This window comes from Desulfitobacterium sp., assembly GCF_982384815.1.
In genome coordinates this window covers 1-23,133 of sequence record NZ_CEVWNY010000047.1, presented here as the reverse complement: position 1 = coordinate 23,133, position 23,133 = coordinate 1, and the positions used below count along the sequence as shown (strand labels likewise).

Genomic DNA, 23,133 nt, shown 5'->3' with positions numbered 1-23,133 from the left:
CCACCGGGGAACATTTTTCTTATTACCGGTTTTATTGACATGGCTCTACTCCCCTTCTTTTTGGTATAGTTCCTGCAACAATAATTTTATGCAAAGGTGTCTCAAATGGTGTCAATATTTTGCATTTAAAATAGTAATAGCATAGCGGCATGGGGTTCTAATAGAAAGAGGGGGCCAGTAAGAACAGCTCCCTCTTTTTGATACCTATGGATGCCTGTACCCCTTATAGTCGTAGATGTTCCGCTCTTTTTGTGTATCATATTCCTGATAATGTGGGTCTCTTACGGTAACAGGTGATTTTGGACGTGAGACTTTTTTATGTTTTCCCATGCCATATCCGCCCTTTCTACGCTATTGTTTGAGCACCCATAATCTATTTTGAGTTAATTTGATAATAATATACGGCTTTAACTGCATGGATTTATAATTGTCAAAGTTGGCTAAAGCGTGTACAATTTTTAGTAAAGTTTGGCAGGGGGGAAAATTATGTGGGTGTCTCCAGAGGAGTTGCTTAGGGGCTTAGAAAGCGAAGGATATATATTAGACCAAGATAAAGGAACAACCTTATTTTTGGCACTTACCTTAGAAAAGCCTTGTTTAATCGAAGGGCCCGCCGGTGTGGGAAAAACACAGCTGGCTTTAGCTTTAGCTCGTTCCACCGGTCGTAAACTAATCCGACTCCAATGCTATGAAGGATTAGATTTAAGTAAAGCTCTCTACGAGTGGGATTATGCCAAACAGCTGCTCCGTTTACAGGTGGGGATAGCCAACTGGGAAGAGCTTAAAGAGAATATTTATGGACCGGAATTTTTGTTGGCTAGGCCTTTGCTCCAGACTGTCCTTGCTGAGGAGCCGGTAGTATTATTGATCGATGAATTAGACAAAAGCGATGAAGAATTTGAAAGCTTTCTGCTGGAGCTTTTGGCCGAATTCCAAGTGACTATTCCGGAAGTTGGTACTTTAACAGTAAAGAACTCCCCTATCGTCTTATTAACCAGCAATAATACCCGTGATCTTTCGGAGGCTTTAAGAAGGCGTTGTATTCATCTTCTTTTAGATTATCCCGATGTAGAACAAGAAATTAAAATACTTGAGCAAAAATGCCCAGAAGTTGCCGAACCTCTGATTAATGATGTCTGCGAGTTTGTGGCAAAGATTCGCAAAATACCTCTAAGAAAACTCCCCAGTGTATCGGAGAGTATGGATTTTGCCCGAGCACTGCATATTCTCCGCCAAGAATCCCTGGATCTCAAGCAATTAAAAGGAACTTTATCCATACTCCTAAAATACCCTAGTGATTTGGCTAAACTTGAGGAACGCCTTAAGGCTTGGCAGCTGGAAAGCACTAGAAATAAGGGATTTTAAAGTTAGGCCCGAAATGAGGGATAAGGTGAAGAAGGATCTATGAATGGCTGGAAACTATTAAAACTGATCTATGCCCTACGCACTGTAGGAGTAGGTATTTCCATAGAGGATGTACGAGACGCATTGGAAATCTTAACAGATTATCCAGATCTTAATCCCAGCATTGTTCTGGAATCCATCCTCATCCATCGGGTCGAGGACCGGCAAGTCTTTGGGTTGGTTTATCAACTTGTGAGTTCCTTGACGGCAAATTCATTAACTCAAAAATGTTCCGAAACTGAAAAATGTTCTGAAAATGCTAATTGTACGGATGGCGGGCCCCATCAAGGAATTGGCACCGGTAGAGCCGCAATAACTCTTACTCTTAAATCCAACGGTAATGCTAATTCAGCCGCCTTGACATCCTTTCAAATGCCGGACCTTCAGAAACTACTGGAGCTTAAGGGTTTCCCAAGTACTATCGATGAAGTACAAGCCCAAGCGGCAGAATTTGAAAAACAGGTAAAGTTTATTTTGGGTCAGTCGGGATTTCTGACCTGGAGTAATTCTCTGGAACTGGCAAAAGGGCGTCATGAGGTACCGGAAGCAGAATGGCAAAAGTATGAGGATTTTAGAAACTTTTGGAATAGCCATATTCGCATGGTACTTTGGCAGGACCGCCTAAAATCCCAGAATCAATGGCAAGCACTACGTCAAATAAATTGGCGCCATAAGCCTTTAGACTCCTTTACTGCTGACGAAGAAGGTATGGTTCATCAGGCACTGCGGCAAATGGGCAATACTCTGGCAGTACACCCGGGTTTGCGCAAAAAGAAGGCAACCAGCGGCACCCTGCGGATTTCTGCTATCATTAAAGAAATGCTGCAAGGAAAAGGACGAATATTTCACTTAGAATATGAAAAATTTGCTTTAAAGCATCCTGAGCTTATTATTTTATGTGATGTGTCTAATTCAGTGGCTCCTTTTTCGCAATTTCTCCTCTATTTATGCAAAAGAATCAAGTCCCGCTTCCGTAAGGTTCGGATTTATCTATTTATCGATTGCATCTGGGATATTACCCGGGAGGAATGGTTGGGCACTGAAGACTCTATGGAAGAAATTCGTTCTTGGGGACGTAAACATTCCTCCGGATTTACCGACTATGGTAAAGTATTTAAGGATTTCGCAGTGGATTATTTGCCTGAGCTTTCCGCCCGTGGGACCATACTTATTTTAGGCGATGGTCGAAATAATTTTCGCCCCGCCCAAACCGAGTACTTAATGGAAATTCGCGAAAAAGTTCATCGCATTTATTGGCTGAACCCCTTAGAAGAAAGCGATTGGATCAATCCCGATAATTTAATGAGTGAATATAAGTATTATTGCACGAAGGTTTTCCGTTGCCGAACCATTAACGACCTTTGGCAAATCTCTCGTAGAGTATTCAACTAAAAAGATGAGAGTAGTTATACCATTCTCATCTTTTTACATCTTTAATTATTATTCTCTATCCCCTATTTCTATTTCCCAAAGGAGCAATGCGGATAAGTGCATTGGGGACATTCCAAGCACAAGCCGCCATGTCCGTATTTGGCAATCTCCAAGCGGGTAAGCTTCTCACCCGCCAGGATACGAGTGGCGACTAGGTCAAAAACCGTTTTTCGGGAATACATAACGCATCCTGGCAAGCCCATGATCGGGACACCGTCAAGATAGGCCAGTAAAAGCATCGCGCCGGGAAGTACAGGTGTGCCATAGGTAACCAATTCCCCCCCTAAGCCCTTAATGGCAGTAGGAGTAAGATCGTCGGGATCAACAGACATGCCCCCGGTAACCAGAACCATCTCGGCACCGTTTGCAAGATGTTCCCTGATTTTTGCTTGGATCATTTCTACATCATCATCAGCAAAGGATTGTCCTAAAAGTATTGAGCCCCATTCCGCCACTTTGCTTTGCAGAACCGGTCCAAATTTATCCTGAATTCTGCCGTGGTACACCTCACTTCCGGTGGTTACCACGCCCACTTTTTTCTTTTGAAGGGGACGGATTTGAAGAATGGGTTCTTTGAATTGACCGGCGATCTTTTCAGCTTCCAAAATAACCTTTTCATCGACCATCAGGGGCACTACCCTAGTTCCGGCAATTTTGTCCCCCTTCTTAACCGGACGATGGTTATGCAGGGTGGCCAAAATAATATACTCTAAAGAGTTTAAGGCGTAGATGCCTTCCTCAGAGGCATAAATTAAACCGTCAATCTCGGCGATTAGATTAACTTTGCCTTCTTTGGTTTCGCTAAACCTTAGTCCCGGTCCGGCTACGGCTTTAGCGAGACGTTCAGCTGCTTCGTCTTCATGAATAAGACCTGGGGTCTGATCCCAGACAAAAATATGCTCTTTACCCATGCTCAAAAGTACCGGAATATCTGCCTCAGTTACGATATGGCCTTTTCTGAAGCGGGCATCCTTTGTCTTTCCCGGGATAATTTGGGTCATATCATGCATTAGTACGGCCCCGACTGCATCTTGAACTCTGATTTTCTGCATTGCTTGCAAGTCCTCCTTTTCTTTGCGGAAGGCATGTTCATTTCTAAACACACCCCGGTTTCAGTTAACCCTGAAACGGCCCAAATCCGTAGAAAATTCGTTAGGAAATTAGGCTCGGCTACGAATATTATAAATCAAAAATCACAATCAGGGAATGACCTAAATGGATTAATAGAGGATTTCTTGGTAGGAATAGCGAACTTGTGAAAAATAAACTCATTGATAAAGAGGGTGAAAGCCGATCATGGCTGAAAAAGCATTTGGGTTTGATAAATTTATAAGTAATCCCCAATGGAATGGGTTGCCTGAATCATTTTGGGAATACTGCACTGCTCACGGCCGGGTTCGTAATTACGCCGCCAAGCAATTCATTTTCTTTTCCGGTGAAGAAAGTAATTCAGTATATTTTTTGCTTAAAGGTCGTGTCCAGATCTTACTCATGAGTGAGTTTACTGAAAAGATATACCGAATTCTCCAGGCCCCGGCCTTTTTTCCGGAAGTAGTTTTAGATAATAAAGTATACCCTTACGCAGCCATTACTGCCGAGACATCATCAGTATTCGTGCTCGAACGCAAGCTATTACTCAAATATATTAGGGAAAACCCCGATTCTCTCTGGCCCTTTTATCAAAGCATGGCCTTGGACCAACGTCGAGCCTATCGCCAAATAAAAAACATCGCACTTGGTGACGCTCGCTCTCGCTTGGGGGCTAAAATATTTGCTTTGGCTCATGTCCATGGTAAAAAGGCCCCCGAAGGTATCACTATCCAAATCCCTCTCTCTTCTACGGATCTAGCGGGAATGTGTAGTTTGGCCCGCGAGTCGGTTAGCCGAATTCTGGGGGAGCTTAAAGACTTAAATATAATCAAGATGGAAAAGAAGCAAGTTACTGTAATCAGCATTGAACATCTGCGGGCATGGATTCATGAACGTCAAAGCTCTATTTAGTTCGTGCGGTCAAGAAAGTGGCTGAGCCTTTCTAAGGGTAGACCGTGTTCAAGATAACCTTTTAGAAATTCGCGGATTTTATCGATTACTTGGGGAGTTTGCAGTTTTTCTTCGAATATCTGGGCAAGCCGGGGATGCCTTCCTAATTTCCCCCCTAAATATAGAACCCATCCTGATTCACCGGGGATGATTTTACCCGAACTACACGCACGAATACAATCGCCACAGCCAATACAAAGCTTTTCATCGAAATGGATCCCCTCTTGCCAAGATAGGGCATTTTCTTGGCAAGCATGAAGACATGCCTGGCAGCCGGTACAGTCCAAGTCGGTAAATTGAGGGGTTAGATAGCCGATAATGCCGATATCTTTAATTTGAGGCTGAGAACAGGCATTAGGGCAACCGGCAATACTTATTTTTGGTAAATGATGATAATGTACTATAGGAAAACGCTTGGCTAGCTGCGAAGGTAAATTCTGATCATTTAGCATTTGATTTAGACTCTCATAGAGAAAGGTCCAGTCCTGGGTAGCTTTACAGCAATTCCGGCGACAGTGTTCTAAGACATAGCCCTGATCCTTAGTCATTATTGTCCTCCATATACGATTATTAGTTATAAAGTCTTTATCTATTTTAACATCTGTAAATTGTTTTTTTGTGTCTCAAGTCACACTTCCGGGATCTGTAAATCTCCACTTTTGGGGAGTGATGCTTAAAATTCACTTTTTGCCGAAAAACGTCTACATTTTACATACAAATAGCCGATTCCTACTACTCACTAAGTAATGGGAATCGGCTTTTCTTGGTCCAATAGCACTTTTCATTCTGCGTCTGCTCATTAAAGGCCCATTAAAGCTCAGCAGGGCCTGCCAAGAGAGCTAGCAGCAGGTGCAGTGCCCCTTCAACGTCTCCTTGGTCCACTGTTTCCGATGGACTATGGATATAGCGAGTGGGAATTGAGAGCACTCCTGAAGGTATTCCTCCCTTAGTCAGATGAATAGCACCGGAATCAGTACCGCCATATTCTAAAACCTCCCATTGATAGGGAATATTATTGGCTTCAGCGGTTTGAGCCATCCAGGCCTTCACTTTGGGACTGGTAATCATCGAGCGATCTAAAACTTTAATCGCCACCCCTTGTCCCAATTTGACGTCCATGGGATGAGCTTTGGGGGTATCTCCGGTACCGGTTACATCCAAAGCAATGGCACAATCTGGTTCAAGAGCAAAGGCGGCAGTTTGGGCACCACGTGTCCCTACTTCCTCCTGAACAGTAAACACGAAATAGACCTCATGATTTGTATTTAGACGTTTCATAGCTTCGATGGCGAGAAAACAGCCAACCCGATCGTCCAAAGCTTTGGAAATGATGCGTTTTTCGTTTTTGATGTAGTTCCCGGCAAATACTGCGCTATCGCCAATGCGAACACGGGCTTTGCTTTCCTCAAAGGAGGTTGTTCCGATATCGATATAGAGTTTATCAAGCTTCAAGTCACTTGGTTTTTCAAGTTTTTCGACACCGATAGTTCCCACTAAACCACTCTGAAAAACTACCCGCCGCTGAGGTAAACCTTGAACATTGACGCCGCCAATGGGAGCAAATCGTAAAAAGCCTTTTTCATCAATATGAGTAATCATTACCCCGATTTCATCAGCGTGTGCGGCAATCATAATCTTTTTGCCTTTACCATGCCGAATAGCAATAAGGTTGCCAAGAGCATCAGTGGTGATTTCATCGCAATAAGGACGGACTTCTTCCGCAATAAGTGAAGTTATTTGTTCCTCAACACCCGACGGTCCAAAACTTTGAGTTAATCGTTCTAACAATGTATAGTCCAAGGGATTTTGAGCAAATGCCATGAAAAATCCTCCTTTAACCTGAATTTGTAGCTTCTTAACTTCCGCTAACGCAGCACTTTGGGGCTGGCATCACTTGCTTCATGGAGCAAGGCCAAACCTTTGGGTAATACCTGTGGAGTTCTAGGCTCGATTATGCAAACGAACTTTCTAGGGGAATGGCCTTTAAGATTAGATCCACGAGTTTTAGGGTATTCTCAATGTCTGTTTCCGCCAGGACAGATGCCGTGGAATGAATGTAACGGCAAGGAACACTTATGGCAAGAGTAGGTACTCCGGTCCGGCTGGTGTGAATCTTACCGGCATCATTGCCCCCCTTATGCCCTCTCCGGAACTGAAAAGGTATACCATTTTTTTCAGCTAGCTCCGTTACCCGTTTTAGTAGCTTGGGCTGATACAAAGTTGAGCTATCCATAAGGGAAATAGCCGGGCCATCGCCGGGCTTTGTGACCCATTCCCCTTCTTCTACCTCCAGCATATGAGCGGAAACTGTTCCCTCCAGAACAATGGCTAATTGAGGCTCTGCATGGTAAGCAGCAATTGTCGCTCCCCTAAGACCAACCTCTTCTTGGACAGTAAAAGCTCCTACAAGATTAAGCTGATAATCCCTTTTCAATAGTTCTGTAAGTATCGCGCAACCCACTCGATCATCAAAGGCTTTGCCCTTTAAATACCCTTCTCCTAAGGTTTCGGTCTCAGTGGCGAAATAAGCATAATCACCTATTTTTACATACTTCTCGGCTTCCTCTGTGGATTTGGCACCAATATCAATATAAAGCTGCTCCAACTTTAAGGCTTGTTCCCTTTCTTTAGGTTTTTGCAGATGAATGGCCTTAGCACCGATAACCCCCATCAAGGAATTAATCTTTACAGGCTTTGAGACTAAAATCCGTGGATCTATGCCACCAACCGATTGGAACTTTAGGAGTCCCTCGGAAGTAAGGGAAGTGATCATCAGAGCAACTTCGTCCATATGAGCTGTGATCATTACTTTTGGACCAGGGGCAGTGAGATTTTTTTGGACAATTAGGTTACCGATTTTATCTATACTAATCTCTTGAACAAAGGGTTTTAATTCTTCGGTAAGAACTTGGCGGATGTCTTTTTCAGCTCCGGAGGTTCCGTTTAACTCGCTTAAGGTTTTCAGTAGCATATTTTCCCCTCCAAATCCTCCGGAAGTCCGGCGATAAAATATGCCAACAGCTTCCCGGCATGAATCACATCCTGCAGATCGATGGTTTCAACAGATGTATGCATATAACGTAAAGGTATAGATACTAAACCGGTGGGCACGCCGGCCTGGGTTACTTGGATTGCCCAAGCATCTGTACCGCTGCGTCCCGGTAGAGGAACGACTTGATAGGGAATTCGCCACTCCTGGGCACTTTTTTGCAATTCTTCATAGACTTGGGGGTGGAAATTAGGGCCAAGGGCGAGTACCGGCCCTCTCCCCAACTCAACTTCCACTTGCCCCTTTGTATCAGGGGTAGTGGCATGGGTAACATCAATAGCAATGGCCAAGTCAGGATTAAGGAGATAGGAGCTTGTGGTAGCACCTCGTAAACCCAGTTCTTCTTGAGTAGTCGCCACGGCGACCACATCGTGAACATGGTGGATACGTTGTAGCTCTTCTAAGCAGATTTTCATCACTACTACCCCGGCCCGATCATCGAAGGATTTCCCTGCTAATACCTGGTTAAGCAGCTCGATAGGCTTGCGCTTAAAAGTAATAATATCCCCCACTTGAATGACTTCTTTAGCCTTTTCATAGGGAAGCCCCACATCAATTCCCAGCTGATCAATTTTAACGGCCTTTTCATTATCTCCAGAACTAAGGTGCGGCGGCGTTGACCCAATGACACCCAAGAGGGGCTTTTTTCCGTGAATAATCACTTCTTGGGAAAGCAGAGTTCTTTGGTCTACTCCCCCTACCGTGGTAAAGCGGATAAAGCCTTCAGGTTCTATTCCCTTTACCATCAGGCCTATTTCATCCATATGGGCAGCCAACATAATTTTGTAGCGCCCTTGGGAGCCTTTTTTGAGAGCATAAATATTGCCAAAGGAATCTGTGCTAACTTGATCGGCTAGGGGTTGGAATTCTTCGGTGACTAGAGGAGCAAGACATTCTTCATAACCTGAGACACCTGAATTCTCAGAAAGTCTTTTTAAGAATTCCTTCGCGCTGGCTAGTTGCGCGTTATTCAAAGTTTTCAGCCTCCCTTAATTGTGTTAAGTGTATTGGGTCAAGATACTTCACGACCTTCAGTATGACATTGGCCTATAGCGTATCATGGGTCTATAGCGTATCATGGGTCTATAGTGTGTCATCCTGAGCTATGCGAAGGATCTTTATTCAGACAGGAGTATTATTTATCACTGAAAGAAGTTTCGTTACCCTTGTGCTAAATTAAGTATGGCTTGAGCATATACTTTACAGGCCAAAATTAGGCTATCAATGGAAATGTATTCGTCGGGGCAGTGGATGGGCTCCGGCTCACCGGGCAGAAGCGGCCCAAAGGCAACCCCTTGTGGAAGCACTTTGGCATAGGTTCCGCCGCCGATAGCAAAGGCATAAGCTTCCCGCCCGGTTACATCAGCATAAGCCTTCAATAAAGATTGGACTAAGGGGCTCTCTTTGGGAACGTGGTGAGCCGGTTGATGACTGAGTACCTTTACTTCAAGCCCGATCTCTTGGGCTTTTTCTCTTAACGGATTGAGAATTTGCTCGTGGTTATAGGTTACCGGATACCTAATATCCAGCACGAATTGGAGATGCTCCGCAGTTAGATCCATGATGCCTAAGTTTAAGGATAATTTACCGGAGGGTTCATCGGCAAAGTCTATGTTAAACCCTTCACCATAAAATCCCTCACCTACCCTGCTATTCAGCCATTGAATAAGGGTACTTTCCTGTTGGTTTAATGCTAGGGATTGGACAAACTTTAAGGCGTAAAGTACGGCATTTCTTCCGTTTTGAGGGAGGCTGCCATGGGCTCCAACTCCCTTGAAAACAAGGGTAATAAATTCATCCCCTTCCTTGGTAAGGGAATCTAATTGACCTGATACACCTTCAGGGAAAGAGAAGCCTTCCAACTTTTTAAGAACATCTTCCCGGTTAAGTCCTTTAAGAACTACCCGGCAGGTATCAGGCACCACATTAACCCGATTACCTCCTTGGATCCGCATCAGGTGGGGAAGTGTTGTGTATGATTGGCTTAATTCAAGATGAAAGATGCCCTTCTCAGCATGAATCAATGGAAATTCTGCATCTGGTGCAAAACCCATAATCGGGATTTCTTCTTTTTGTTTGTAATAATCCATATCCGCCCAACCGGATTCTTCATCGGTACCGAGGATAAGGCGAATCTTTTTATTAAGGGGAATTCCGGAGTCTTTAATTGCTTTCATAGCAAAGAGGGCTGCCAAAGAAGGTCCTTTGTCATCCAGAGCTCCTCGTCCATATATTTTCCCATCGATGATTTGTCCGCTATAGGGCGGTACTGTCCAGCCATCTCCTTCCGGAACCACATCCAGATGGCCTAAGATGCCAATCAGCTCGCCTGAACCCATATCGATTTGACCGGCATAACCGTCAATGTTCTTGACCTCAAAACCCAGCTCTTTGCCGAGTTTTAAGGTCCATTCCAAGCAATCCTTGATTCCCGGTCCGAAAGGTGCGCCTGGTGCGGCATTTTCCATATCTTTAACACTTTTGATTTGTACACAGCCCTGGACGGCCTTAATTAACTGGTTTTTTAGTTGGTCAATTTCTTGATTAATTTTCTCTAAGTTCATGATCTTCCTCCCTTAACTTTTTTTAATTTTACAAGCGCTGAATATTTTAATGGGTATTGGTAAAATACAATCCTACCTAAGCAATTTTCCAAAGTATAGGATGCCCTTTTGCGGAAAAAGAATTTGTCTATAATAGTTCAACTTATGGAGTAGGCGGGGGTTCTTCATTTTGTTCTAAGATTTCCTCTAGTGGTGAATAATGAACATCTACTACCGTTCCCTTGTTGACAACTTTTCCCGGTTGGGGACTCTGAGTTCTGACTAAGCCGGTGCCGGAGAAGTTAAAATGGAGTCCGGCTTGGGCAAGTTTTTCTCCGGCTTGGCGCATGGTCAACCCGGTAAGATCAGGAACAATTGTCTCGCCGTCCAAAGGTGTCCGTTCCGGGGTCACCGTACCGGGAGCTGGACGTTCAAAAGTCGCCGCCGGGATTTCGTTAACCTCACTTTCAGTAGTGCCGGCCACAGGGATACCGTAGTATTGGAGCGTGCCCTCAATGATAGCTTTTGCTACCGGTCCTGCCAAAGTCCCCCCTTGATGACTTTCTCCTCGTGGTGTATCAATAATGATCAGGAGGGCAATCTTGGGATTATCTGCCGGAGCATAAGCGGCAAAAGATGGAATAAAATCAGTAGAAGAATATCCCTTTGTTTCCGGATCGACTTTTTGAGCTGTCCCGGTTTTCCCCGCTACCCGAATTCCCGGGATCTTAGCAGCCGCTCCCGTTCCTTTCTCAACCACCGCCTCTAAAATACCGGTCATTTGTTCAGCTGTTGATTTGGATAGGACTTGGCGAACAGCCATGGGGGTATTTTCTTTTGTTGTTCCGTCAGGATAAGTTATCTTCTCCACGATATAAGGTTTATAAAGAGTACCGCCGTTGGCAACGCTGGAGATTGCCGTTAATAATTGAACAGGTGTTACAAGATTAGCTTGCCCGAAGGACATCGTCGCCATATCGATTTCCCGAGCCGCACTTTGAGATATAAGCCAACCGCTTTCCTCACCGGCAAGGTCAATTCCCGTCCTATTTCCGAAGCCAAAAGCCTTTAGATATTTATATAAGTTTTCTTTTCCCAGTTTTAGGCCAACCTTTGCTAAAACTACATTAGATGAGAGCATCATCCCTTCGGTTAAGGTGATTTCTCCATGGGCTCGAAAGTCCGAATCCCAGTTAGTAATGTAGCGTGGACCAATTTGGATATAGCCTGGATCATCGAAAAGGTCATCCGGTTTTACAATTCCCTCTTCCAGTGCTGCCGCTCCAGTGATGATCTTAAAAGTCGATCCCGGTTCATAGGACATGCTGATATTTAAATTGCGGCGTTCTTCCGGACTTGAAGCTGCATAATCATTAGGATTAAAGGTAGGACGAGAACCCATCCCAAGAATTTTCCCGGTCATCGGATCCATCGCGAGAATAGCGGCACGCTTAGCTTGGGTTGTCTCCATGAGGTGGTCCAATTGCTGCTCAATGAGATACTGAATAGTGGATTCTAAGGTGAGCTTAAGTTCAGCCCCCCTTTGGGGAGGTTCATTCGGCCGGGAACCTTCCAGAACGGACTGTTGAGAGGAATAACCGGGAGTGCCGTAAAGCTCCTTGTCATAAAAAGCTTCTAAACCTTCGACGCCATTTCCGGCTAAGTTAACAATCCCTAGTGCTGAGGAAGCAAGGGTATCCATCGGATAAACTCGTTTCTGCTGATCGTTAAAACCAATACCCGGAAGTTTAAGAGCTTTAATCTGTTCTACGGCTTCTAAATCAACGTGATTGGCGATATTGACCCAAGCTAGATCTTTGTTTAATTTTTCAAGAAGGCTATCCTTATCCAGACTTAAGATTTCTGCAAGTTTATCTGCGATATCGCTTTTATTCCAAGAGGTTTGCTCGTTAGCAATAAGTTCATCGATTCTACGCGGATCTGCATATACCTCCTTTACAGGAATACTTTGTGCCAGTACATTACCTTGAGCATCAAGTATCCTTCCTCGTTCCGGAAGCAAGCTTTCACTGCTGGCTCTTCTTTCGATGCCCTTGGCTTTTAGTTCGGAAGCATTAATCACTTGCAGCATGAAAAGTCGACCAATAATTGCTCCCACCATAATAAGTAGTATTGCATAAAGAAATTTATCTCTAGAAAAATGAACTCTTTTCACTTATCTTCCCCACACTCCAATAGATAATAATACCGAATCCTATTATACCATTCTTTTAATTTAGAGAGAAGGAATCGCAAAAAGCCCATGTTTTCTTAACTATCGATGGTGCAATAGTACCACCTCGCTAAGAAACCATGAGCTTTGATTTTATTTTATCCGGTATCGTAAATAACATACTGTTAATACCTTGTTATTTCATGGAAATAAACAAAGCAAGAAGTGCACCGCTTAGCAGGCCTCCCACATGAGCAAAGATATCGATACCAGGTTGATAAAGACCTAAACCTAAATTGATTAGAATAATTACCACCAGACTTTTGCCAAAACCCGATTGCCAAAGATAAGTCTTTTTTCGTGAATAAACTACCAGAGCACCTAACAGGCCGAAAATAGCCCCTGATGCCCCGGCGGAGATAGCATCTGTAAAAAGGAAGCTGGCTATTGAACCCATGATTCCACTAATGATATAGATGATTAGAAAACGCATTTTACCCATAAGCTCTTCGGTGATCGGTCCCAAAGCCCATAAAGCATAGAGATTAAAGGCTAAATGTAGAAAGCCGATATGAAGAAACATACTGGTGAAAAGCCGCCACACTTCACCTTGCATAATCAATTCATTAACTTTCGCCCCAAACAATATTAGGACATCGGTTCGTGTAGACCCTCCAGCCAAAGTCATCAGAGCGAAAATAATTAGATTAATGACTATGATTATATTGGTCAAGAGTGGCCGGTGTTTACGGGCAACCGATAAGTTCCCTAAGGTTTGTGCTTCCGTTGCATTAGAGGCAGGTTTGGTTGGATCAGTAGAATTAGGTCCGGCCTGATCAAGATAGGAAAGAATCCGGTTTAAGCGATCCCGTTTCTCTGTTGCTGGTGAGGCAAAGATGGCTCCGGTCTGCATATCTATGTACCACGCCTGTATTTTTTTTAAGACCGGTTGCCTTAAATCATCAGAATAAAGACCGTCCGGGCAAAAGACAACTGCCTCCCAGTGCCTGATTGTTGTATCTTCAATAAATGAATAGCTAGGAGCTTCGAGGAAATTGCCTTTGTTCAGAACTGTGAAAAGAATCCCCTCTTCCCCTTTGCGGGCAATAATCCAATGTTCGGAATCCTTATCGATCAACCAATGATCTTGTTGTAATCCATAAATGATTCGATTGAGAATGGCCTCCCCCTCCTAAAATAAACTTTACCAATATCAGATATCACTATTCTATAGGCAATCGATCTTCTTTGTCAAAATCTAAAGAAAATGACAAAAGGCAGTGGAATTACATCCACTGCCTTTGAAACAAGTCAAAAATCAGCCGTTTTTCCAGGAGACACCGAATCCGCCTCGAGGATAATCCCATTTAATATTGCCATGAGGACAAGCTACACGGCAGGTACCGCATTCCAGGCAGCCCTCGTACCCAACAGCAATCCGGTTCTCCTCTTCATCCCAATCGTAGACATGGGCAGGACAGACAAAGGTACAGACTTTATCCTTGCACTTTAAGCAAAGGTCCCCATTGATAATTTTAATGTGGTTTAACTTATCGGTGTTAAAGCGCACTAAATATAATTTATCATCTAATTTCATTTCAGTGCCCTCCAAGCTTTAAACATATCTTTTACCAGTCCGCTCTTGGTTCGCTTCTTAAACACCATATCCATAATATTGCTGAAGACTTTTTCCTTCGGCGTGCTATCAGCTGTAAAATACATTCTGGCTGCTTGGTTAAGAATTTCCGGATATTCCCCAAGGAGATGAGGATTGGACTCTAAGAAGTGATTGAGTTTTCTAAACTTGTAAAGGTCTTTAACAACAAAGGAGTCACGGAGGCGGGTTTCGTAGACACTCATGCCATGGGCACTGGTATCGCCGGATTGAATGGCCTCGGCAGCAACCTTCCCGGCAATTTTACCGGATGCCATAGCCAGATTGGATCCTTCACGGTTCAAGCCGTTAACGAACATCGCTGTATCTCCGGCTACCAGAACTCCTTGACGATAAAGCTTCGGAATGGCATTGTAACCGCCTTCCGGAATCAGGTGCGCCAAGTATTCCTTGGTTTCTCCGCCTTGCAACAAGCGTTTTACATAAGGTCTTGCTTTTAAGTTTTCTAAGAGATCATTCGGAGACCATCCTTTTTCAGCCATCGCCCCCACAATGGCTCCAACCCCAATGGAGATAGAATCTTTGTTGGTGTAGATGAACGCTGTTCCCAGCATACCGTCTGTAGAATCCCCGAAAAGTTCGATAGTCGCACCTTCATGGGACTCAAGGCAGAAGCGGTCTTCGATTTTCTCCGGGGGAAGGGCAATGATTTCCTTAGCCACCACAGCTACATTTTCCGGACTCAGAGGTTTAGCCAATCCGGCTTTACAAGCAATGAAGTTATTTGCTCCTTCGGCTAAGATGACTACTTTTGCCCCCAAGTCACCTTCGGCACGACCGGTACGGACGCCTACTACATCATCTCCATGATAGAGTAGATCTTCAACTAAAGTCTCAGTAATAATCATAACCCCGGCTTTGACTGCTTGATCGGCCAGCCAGCGGTCAAACTTCACCCGCAGTACAGTGTGGGCATTATAAGGGGGCATTCCCCAAGCCGGGTCACGATAACCGGCAGTTAAAATTTCGTCTTTGCTCAAAAATGCATAGCGCTGTTCGATGACGGGTCTTTCTAAGGGTGCTTCCTTCCAAAAATCAGGAACAACTTCATTGGTGGCATGAGTATAGAGTACCCCACCCATAACGTTTTTAGTACCGGGATAATCTCCCCGTTCGATTACAGCAGTCTTCATTCCAGCCTGGGCAGCACTAATGGCGGCAGATAGGCCGGCAGGACCGCCTCCAACGACGATTACATCAAAATTTTCCATGTTGGCCCTCCTTATTTCGCCACGCCGTGCTGTAGGCGCTTTTTAAATTCAGCAGTTAGAGCTGGTACAACCTCATTAAGGTCTCCGACAATTCCGAAGTTTGCAACACGGAAAATTGCCGCATCAGGGTCGTTATTGATAGCAATAATGAAATCAGAAGTTTCCATTCCCACTAAGTGCTGGATAGCACCGGAAATACCAATAGCAATGTATACCTTTGGCCGTACGGTTACACCTGTTTGACCAACTTGCCGGTCATGAGTAATCCACCCTGCCTCTACTGCGCCACGGGTTCCGGCAATAGTAGCACCGAGTACGTCGGCCAATTCTTCAGCGAGAACCATATTTTTCTTGGAGCTAAGGCCAAGACCAACGGCAACCAGAATTTCGGCTTTATCCAAGAAGATACTTTTAGCATCTCCTTTTATAAAGTCAAGAACCTTAACTAATACTTCATCTTCGGTCATACCTAGGTCTTCGCGAACGATTTCCCCAGTTCTGCCTTCTACACGCTCGGGCATAGCCATAACCCTGGGGCGAACTGTCGCCATTTGGGGACGTCTGGTCTTACAAAGAATAGTTGCCATAATGTTTCCGCCAAAAGCAGGACGAGTTTGGAGAAGGAACTTGGAATTTGGATCGATTCCTAGAACTGTGCAGTCCGCGGTTAAACCTGTTTGCATTTTGGTGGCAATAACCGGGAATACATCACGACCCATAGCAGTAGCACCCATAAGGATGATCTCAGGCTGATACTTGCGAACAAGATCGGTTACCGCATTAGCATAAGGTTGGGTACGATAATCTTTAAGGATAGGATCATCCACTACATAGACCTTTTCGGCACCGAAAGCAAAAGCTTCCGGAATAACAGCCTCTACATCATGGCCTACCAGTACACCGGCTAATTCACAACCAATGTCATTGGCCAGCTTGCGGCCTTCACCTAAAAGCTCCCAGGAAACAGGTGCCACTTCACCGCGATTATATTCGATAACGACCCAGACACCACTCCATACATCCCCTCCAGCTACAGGAGCTGCTTTTTTCTCAATTTTGGGCTTTGGAGTGCTTGCTTGAGGTTCAGAAGCAGCAGGTGTCTCTTTAACTTCCTCAGTTTTTTTACCGGCAGGTAAGGACAGAATGTCGCTAGGACAAGCACTTACGCAATCGCCGCACTCTGTGCATTTTGAAGCATCGACCATAATGCCGCTGCCACCTAATTCCAAGGCTTCTGAGGGGCATTCACCCACACAAGCCCCACAACTAATACAACCTGGCGCTATGATAATTGCCATTACCGATTGCCTCCCTTCGCGGCGGGATTAACCATGATAATATTCTCTTGGAATAACTTCTCAACTACCTGAGCAGCTACACCTTGAGGATCTTTGGTTCCGTCAAATTTATCTCCGCCCGAACGAGCCGGCGGGGCAAAAATCTTATTAACACTTGTCGGTGAACCTTTTAATCCCATTTGGGTGGCATCAAAAGCAAAAGATTGTGCGGTAATTACCTCCGGTTCATAGGAGGCTGCTTTCATCATATTGGGCAGGGTTGCGTAACGCAAATCATTTAATTCCTTCTCAACTGTGAGTAAAGCAGGCAGTTTGGCCTGTATGACTTCCCGGCCTGTTTCAAGTTTACGGTGGACGGTAATAGTATCTTCTGTGATATCCACTACTTTAATAACATAAGTGAGTTGAGGGAAACCTAAACGGGTAGCAATTCCGGGACCGGTTTGCGCAGTATCCCCGTCAATTGCTTCTTTTCCGGCTAAAACCAAATCAACCGGATCAGTTTCATTGAGCTTAAGAATAGCTTGAGTTATGATATAAGCTGTTGCTAAAGAATCCGAACCTCCAAAGGCCCGGTCACTTAACAAAATAGCCTGATCAGCACCGAAAGACATGGCTTTCCGAAGAGCGTCTTTGGCCTGAGGCGGCCCCATTGTTACAATAGTAACTTTCCCACCCATTTTTTCTTTTAGGCGGACAGCCTCTTCGAGGGCATGGGCATCATATGGGTTAATAATTGACGGTACCCCTTCACGCATCAGCGTATTCGTTTTGGGGTCAATCCGAACTTCAGATGAGTCCGGAACTTGTTTTAGACAGACTACGAAATGCAAAAAACTCCCTCCTCTAACCCTTTACATATAAAAGATATATAATCTCACATGTACAGCATAGTACAATAAGAGAAAAAAGACAAGCTTTTTAATTGACAGAAAATATTAAAAATTTATTTAAAATCCTTTTGGCACTTTTGTAAAAAACAAAAATATTATACCATGAGTTGCCTAAAAAAAATATAGATTTCAGCAATTTCCAATTGTATGATAGATTTATTCTTTCAAAATTGCTAAAAATGCAATGCAGGTTTTTTCTCTGATTGGGCAGAATATATAGGTAATTCATGGCATTTTATAAGAAAGGGGGGTATAAAATTTGAGACGTATTCTACCTTGGTTAACCGGACTCATCATAGTATTCTTAGGCATTTTTATTGCAATTAGCGGTTTATTTGAGGATTGGTTATGGTACACAAACTTAGGATATAGTCAACTCTTCTGGACACCCTTAATCAGTAAAGCAATCCTGCAAATTGTTAACGGTACCATATTATTCATTTTTATTGCCGGTACTCTCTTTTCGATCCGCCATGCGGTCCTGACCTTTGTTAATGAGCGACTTCGAAAACGCCTTAGACTTGTCCATGAAATGGACCGCCCGCTATACCACCTGAGTCAACGTAAAATGACTTTATGGTTAGTAATTGTCTCTATATTAATAAGTTTCGGCGTGAGCTTCGTGACCGGCTTTACCGGTTGGTTGGAGGTTCTTTCCTTTGTCAATTTCACGCCTTTTGGCCAAACAGACCCGATATTCGGTAAGGACTTAGGGTTTTATGTATTTCGGCTTCCCTTTTTAACCACTATTTATAACACTTTTTTAGGCCCACTTTTTCTACTCACTTTTTTTACCGCCGTTTTCTATATTTTTACCGGGGTAATCCAGTTCAATTCATTTTTCTTTTGGCGAAAAAATGCTATTGAAATAAGTTTCGCTGCCCGTCGTCATCTTGCCCTCCTAATTTTGTTTCTCTTTTTATTTAAGGGATTTGGCTATTACTTAGATATCTATAAGTTGCTTTATTCCCAGCAGGGAATGGTACTGGGAGCGGGATATGCCGATATCAAAGCCACTTTACCCGGATTAAAGCTCTTAATTGTAATTTGCCTTCTTGGTTTTGCCGGCGGAATATTTTCCTATTTTAAGAATGAACTCCGTACGTTAACCTTACCTATTTTGTTTAGCCTTTTCGGTAGTATTCTTCTTTTGGGAATTTGGCCGACCCTGCTTCAATCTTTAGTAGTGGTGCCTAATGAATTGGGCAAAGAAACACCCTATATTCAAAATGAAATTACCTTGACCCGTTTTGCTTACGGACTGGATCGAATTATTGAAGAGGATTATGTTGGTAATAATCCGTTGACGGCCAAAGACCTCCAACAAAATCTTATGACCTTGAAAAATGTGCGTTTAAACGATCCACGTCCCTTGCTTCAAACTTACAATCAAAAACAAGGTATAAGGCAATATTACAAGTTTCATGATATTGATATAGACCGCTATATGGTCGCTGGGGAATACCGTCAAGTGATGCTCTCTCCCCGGGAGCTCTTAACCAATGACTTGGAACCTACTGCCCAGACCTTTGTTAATATGCGTTTTAAATATACTCATGGCTTTGGGGTCGTTGCCACTTTTGCCAATGGGGTTACCCCAGAGGGATTGCCTGCTTTTACCATTAAAGATATTCCCCCTAACTCTAATTATCAAGAATTTTGGCTTAAACAGCCCCGTATTTATTTCGGAGAATTAACCAATGATTGGGTTGTGGTAAATACGGATTTCAAAGAGTTTGATTATCCGTCTGGAAATGCTAACCTGGAGTCTAATTACGAAGGAAAATCAGGTATTCAACTTAACCCCCTTAATCGTTTTATGCTTTCACTTAAACATGGAACCTTACGCTTTTATTTAGCCAATGAAGTTAATTCCACCAGTCGTATTCTTCTTCACCGCAATATAATCGACCGAGTTGAAAAGCTTGCTCCCTTTTTTCAATATGACGAAGATCCTTACTTGATTATTGACCAAGGCCGTCTGAAGTGGATCATCGATGCTTATACCACTTCTAAGACTTTCCCCTACTCTAGAATGTACCCGGATCAGGAAATAAACTATATCCGCAACTCTGTGAAAGTCGTTATCGATGCTTATGATGGTACGGTTGACTTTTATGTCATTGATTTGACGGATCCGATCCTGCAGACCTATCGCAAAATATTTCCGGAAGTTTTCAAAGACCTTGCCGAAATGCCCGTAAGTCTACAGTCCCATCTACGTTATCCCGAAACTCTATTCACTATGCAAAGCAATATGCTCAAGAACTTCCACATGTTAGATTCAACGGTTTTCTATAATAAAGAAGATGCCTGGGATCTTGCTAAAGAGCTTTTTGCTTCGGAACCCCAGAATGTCAACCCATACTATAACGTGCTGCAGTTACCCGGTAACAGCAACCCGGAATTCGTCTTAACTATCCCCTTTACCCCCGCTTCAAATTCCACAAATATCAGAAATAATATGGTAGCTTGGCTCGCGGCCCGTATGGATGGGGAGCATTATGGTGAATTAAGACTTTATAAAGTTCCCAAAAACATCGAAGTAGATGGTCCTCTCCAAATTGAATCACGAATCGATCAGGATTCCGAGATTTCTAAACAACTGGCCTTATGGGATCAAAAGGGTTCAAAGGTTATTAGGGGTAATCTGCTGGTGCTCCCGATAGCAGGTAATTTCTTATATGTGGAACCTATTTATCTGCAATCTGCAAAAGGCGGCAGCATCCCGGAGATGACCGGAGTAGTTGTTGTGTATGAGGGTAAAATCCTTATGTCCGAAACCCTTGAGGAAGCTCTCGCTCAGCTTTTTGGTTTTAAGCTGACCCTAGCCAATCCTCAAATTAATTCTCCTCAAACTAATCGATCGGGGTTTAGTGAATCACCCTTGGAACCAACGAAACAGGAGCCTGATCAGGAAACTAATAATCCCCTAGATGATCCTCAAAGCCTTTTTGATCAAATACAGCAACTTCGTGAGATCGTTGATCAACTGGAATCTCAATTAAAGAAACTAACTGAGGAACATAATCCCCCCCCCGACCAAGGATACTGAAAAGTAAAAGAATGACGGAAGAGCATTACGCCCTTCCGTCATCTTGTCGCTAAGTCCCCGGATAAGTCAACTAAACTTCAGATGGATTCAAAACTCCACCCGAAGTAAGTTTTCTTTACTGCAGAGGTTCTAATTTTACTTTTGTAGACATCCCCACCCTAGTAACTTGAATGAGTTCAACCCCATCTGAGGAGATATAATTTTCTTCCCCACTGAAGGTTATTTCTTTTTCCTTACCATCAATGATTAGATAAGCAACTTTGTCATTATAGATGATGATTTCTTTTTTGGTGCTGATAATAACACCTTTAGGTTCGTTAAAGGGGATGGAGCCTTCCCAGATGGTTTTGAATTTTAAGTCTTTATCTTCAGAGTTTTCCTCAGCAATGCGAACGTTTACTAATTTTTTGTCTTGCACATTGCCAAGATAAAGAGTCCCTTCCCTGTTTCCTAAAATGATATCATCGGAATCCTTGGAAATATTATTTCTATTCCAACCCTGTAAGGAAATGATTTGTTCAGTTTGCCCCGATGTGCTTTTAGCGTATAAAGTTCCGAACTTATCGGAAGCAGCCATTTGAGTTAATACTTCACCGGCTCGGTTAAGAGTGCGAACATTTTTCATAATATCGATTTCCATAAGTTGAAACTTACCCTTATCTTCAATAGCCAAATATAAGAGATTAGTAAAGGTTGAAACCACCATCTGGTTAATTTCTCCTCCGGCCGGGAAGCTGTCAATGCTGCGGTTGTAACGGTCATCAGGAGTTATGCCTGCTTCATCACTGGGAGGAAGTTCGAGGGTAAATATTTCTGTGATTTGAGGATTATTGTAGCGAATTTCCGTACGCGTCTTGGGTTTTGCCGGCGTAGTATTTTTGGGGGGCTGAGGTGCTTGATTGGGGTCTTCAACCGCATCCGGCGGAGGAGAGGGTGTGTTTTGACTGGAAGTCCCCTGTTCGGTCGGCTTTTCCTCAATCGGAACAACCACCGTAGTGGTTGGATTAGGATTTTGGCGAGCGTAAAAATAAACTAAAGTATCCCGATCCGGCAGCCACTGATAGTAAATGACTCCCTTATCATATTGACTTTTACCATTGGGAGCTTTTTCAAAGACGACTTTTTCCTGTTTTAAGTTAAAGACTTTAAGGACACCATTTTCTTCGTAAGCCAAATAGTCTTTTCCATAAGAGATCTGCAGGTTTTCCAGGTTAGTTCCAGGGATCTCTGTCTCATAATTTTCTACTATGATGGGTTGAGGTACAACGGGAGCCATAATCTTCTCAACTTTGCCGTTTAGATAATAATAGAAAGAAAACTGCAGTAGAAGCGAGACGATAACCCAGCTGGTTATGGTTCTGATAAATGCACGATTTTTCCTTTTCACGGTATTTACCCCTCCTTTCTCAATCTTAAGGCATAACTACAAATCCGGTGGGGATATACCGTTCACCAAAAATATTCCAAAGCTTGTTCATTATCTTACCGTTATAAACCATCTCCGATGAAGAACCGCCATCCAAATTGACCGCTTCTACTGCGTCATACTCTAAGAATACATTCATCATATCCCTTAAAGTTGCACCTAAACTCCAGGTAGGTTGGCGCCCATCAATGACCACAAAAATTATGGTGCCATCGGCACGTTGTCCGATTCCGGTCCGGGGGGCAACACCCCACCCACCATCACCCGAGACAGCCGGTTTACCGTTTTTTACCAAAGGGGGATAAAAACTTACCCCTTCTTTGATGTTTCTTTCCTTAATTTCTTTAACATTCATGGGGGCGATGATTAGCTTACCTTCTTCATCTAGGCCAATGAAGTCCACTTTTCGGTCACCAACATTATTATGAACCACTTCACCATTCTTAACTGTGATTCCATCGGGGAAGCCCCCATTGCCCCCTCCATCAGGATCATAAAAACCACCGGCATTTATTCCGGCAATAGCCTTAGCATTCTTAACCATGTCGGTCAGTCTCTCCCCGGCAACACCGATTTCCTGAGTAACCGCAACTTTAACTCGTTTAGGGTTACTGATCAGCATAACCTTGCCCTTAAAATTCTTACCTTGAATATCCTCTATCACTATTCCCGAGGAAGTATCTGTCACATTGGTTTGGCGATCGATGTTCAAGCCGACTTGCGCACCTTGTTCATCATAGGTATGCATAATTTCACTGATTTTTTCTTCTGATAGAAAAAATCGTACAACCTGTGGGTGGCGGGAAGTTTCAACTGCTCCCACAGCCATTACTTTCAAAGCTTGAAAAGGTCCCCAGAATAATACAATAGGAACTAGGCAGCCGGCAAAGATAATATTAAATAAGATGAAAGAAACAATCATTTTCCAACGGATT

Annotated in this window: 18 protein-coding genes and 1 riboswitch; of the genes, 4 read left to right on the top strand and 14 right to left on the bottom strand. The window is 43.5% G+C overall.

Going from position 1 to position 23,133, the window contains the following annotated elements:
• Positions 1-486: 486 nt before the first annotated feature.
• Together AC1U9U_RS08950 and AC1U9U_RS08945 are read left to right on the top strand one after the other, a co-directional pair.
• Complete coding sequence (locus AC1U9U_RS08950; protein WP_479960215.1) at positions 487-1,365, top strand: AAA family ATPase; 879 nt, start codon at positions 487-489, stop codon at positions 1,363-1,365.
• Between the two features lie 39 nt (positions 1,366-1,404).
• Positions 1,405-2,796, top strand: a complete 1,392-nt coding sequence (locus AC1U9U_RS08945) for a VWA domain-containing protein (RefSeq protein ID WP_479960214.1) — start codon at positions 1,405-1,407, stop codon at positions 2,794-2,796.
• Positions 2,797-2,864: 68 nt separating this feature from the next.
• On the opposite strand, the gene AC1U9U_RS08940 is transcribed toward AC1U9U_RS08945, so the two are convergent.
• Positions 2,865-3,887, bottom strand: coding sequence for a molybdopterin-binding protein (locus AC1U9U_RS08940; protein ID WP_479960213.1), 1,023 nt, complete (start codon positions 3,885-3,887; stop codon positions 2,865-2,867).
• Positions 3,884-4,019, bottom strand: a riboswitch (molybdenum cofactor riboswitch). Its footprint overlaps the gene before it by 4 nt.
• Positions 4,020-4,131: 112 nt before the next feature.
• Here AC1U9U_RS08940 and AC1U9U_RS08935 point away from each other — a divergent pair.
• Positions 4,132-4,836, top strand: a complete 705-nt coding sequence (locus AC1U9U_RS08935) for a Crp/Fnr family transcriptional regulator (protein ID WP_479960212.1) — start codon at positions 4,132-4,134, stop codon at positions 4,834-4,836.
• Here AC1U9U_RS08935 and AC1U9U_RS08930 read toward each other — a convergent pair.
• From AC1U9U_RS08930 to AC1U9U_RS08880, 11 genes are all read right to left on the bottom strand, one after another.
• On the bottom strand, positions 4,833-5,423 hold the full coding sequence (locus AC1U9U_RS08930) for a 4Fe-4S dicluster domain-containing protein (RefSeq protein WP_479960211.1): 591 nt from the start codon (positions 5,421-5,423) through the stop codon (positions 4,833-4,835). The two genes, AC1U9U_RS08935 and AC1U9U_RS08930, sit on opposite strands and share 4 nt — an antisense overlap.
• A gap of 262 nt (positions 5,424-5,685) precedes the next feature.
• Positions 5,686-6,696, bottom strand: a complete 1,011-nt coding sequence (locus tag AC1U9U_RS08925) for a M42 family metallopeptidase (RefSeq protein ID WP_479960210.1) — start codon at positions 6,694-6,696, stop codon at positions 5,686-5,688.
• A 130-nt stretch (positions 6,697-6,826) separates the two neighbouring features.
• On the bottom strand, positions 6,827-7,846 hold the full coding sequence (locus AC1U9U_RS08920) for a M42 family metallopeptidase (protein WP_479960209.1): 1,020 nt from the start codon (positions 7,844-7,846) through the stop codon (positions 6,827-6,829).
• Entirely contained in the window at positions 7,837-8,898 is a 1,062-nt protein-coding gene (locus AC1U9U_RS08915; protein WP_479960208.1) for a M42 family metallopeptidase, read from the bottom strand. Before AC1U9U_RS08915 ends, AC1U9U_RS08920 begins: the two co-directional genes overlap by 10 nt.
• 186 nt (positions 8,899-9,084) lie before the next feature.
• Complete coding sequence (gene pepV / locus AC1U9U_RS08910) at positions 9,085-10,488, bottom strand: dipeptidase PepV (RefSeq protein WP_479960207.1); 1,404 nt, start codon at positions 10,486-10,488, stop codon at positions 9,085-9,087.
• Positions 10,489-10,630: 142 nt separating this feature from the next.
• The gene (locus AC1U9U_RS08905) at positions 10,631-12,643 is read right to left on the bottom strand and encodes a penicillin-binding protein (RefSeq protein WP_479960206.1); all 2,013 of its coding nucleotides are present in this window, start codon (positions 12,641-12,643) and stop codon (positions 10,631-10,633) included.
• 193 nt (positions 12,644-12,836) lie between these two features.
• Positions 12,837-13,778 carry a rhomboid family intramembrane serine protease gene (locus AC1U9U_RS08900; protein WP_479960205.1) on the bottom strand — a complete coding sequence of 314 codons (942 nt, stop codon included), beginning with the start codon at positions 13,776-13,778 and terminating at the stop codon, positions 12,837-12,839.
• Positions 13,779-13,958: 180 nt separating this feature from the next.
• A complete protein-coding gene (locus AC1U9U_RS08895; protein WP_479960204.1) occupies positions 13,959-14,237 on the bottom strand; it encodes a ferredoxin family protein in 279 nt (92 codons plus the stop codon).
• On the bottom strand, positions 14,234-15,526 hold the full coding sequence (locus tag AC1U9U_RS08890) for an FAD-dependent oxidoreductase (protein ID WP_479960203.1): 1,293 nt from the start codon (positions 15,524-15,526) through the stop codon (positions 14,234-14,236). The genes AC1U9U_RS08895 and AC1U9U_RS08890 overlap by 4 nt, the downstream gene beginning before the upstream one ends.
• Positions 15,527-15,537: 11 nt before the next feature.
• A complete protein-coding gene (locus AC1U9U_RS08885; RefSeq protein ID WP_479960202.1) occupies positions 15,538-16,824 on the bottom strand; it encodes an FAD-binding protein in 1,287 nt (428 codons plus the stop codon).
• On the bottom strand, positions 16,824-17,657 hold the full coding sequence (locus AC1U9U_RS08880) for an electron transfer flavoprotein subunit beta/FixA family protein (RefSeq protein WP_479960201.1): 834 nt from the start codon (positions 17,655-17,657) through the stop codon (positions 16,824-16,826). The genes AC1U9U_RS08885 and AC1U9U_RS08880 overlap by 1 nt, the downstream gene beginning before the upstream one ends.
• Before the next feature lie 319 nt (positions 17,658-17,976).
• Here AC1U9U_RS08880 and AC1U9U_RS08875 point away from each other — a divergent pair, with 319 nt between their 5' ends.
• Positions 17,977-20,772, top strand: a complete 2,796-nt coding sequence (locus tag AC1U9U_RS08875) for a UPF0182 family membrane protein (RefSeq protein WP_479960200.1) — start codon at positions 17,977-17,979, stop codon at positions 20,770-20,772.
• Between the two features lie 115 nt (positions 20,773-20,887).
• Here the strand turns inward: AC1U9U_RS08875 and AC1U9U_RS08870 are convergent, their stop codons facing one another.
• A complete protein-coding gene (locus AC1U9U_RS08870; RefSeq protein ID WP_479960199.1) occupies positions 20,888-22,159 on the bottom strand; it encodes a hypothetical protein in 1,272 nt (423 codons plus the stop codon).
• Positions 22,160-22,184: 25 nt separating this feature from the next.
• Positions 22,185-23,132: a phosphodiester glycosidase family protein gene (locus AC1U9U_RS08865; RefSeq protein WP_479960198.1), complete on the bottom strand. Its 948-nt coding sequence runs from the start codon at positions 23,130-23,132 to the stop codon at positions 22,185-22,187.
• Between the last annotated feature and the right edge of the window lies 1 nt (position 23,133).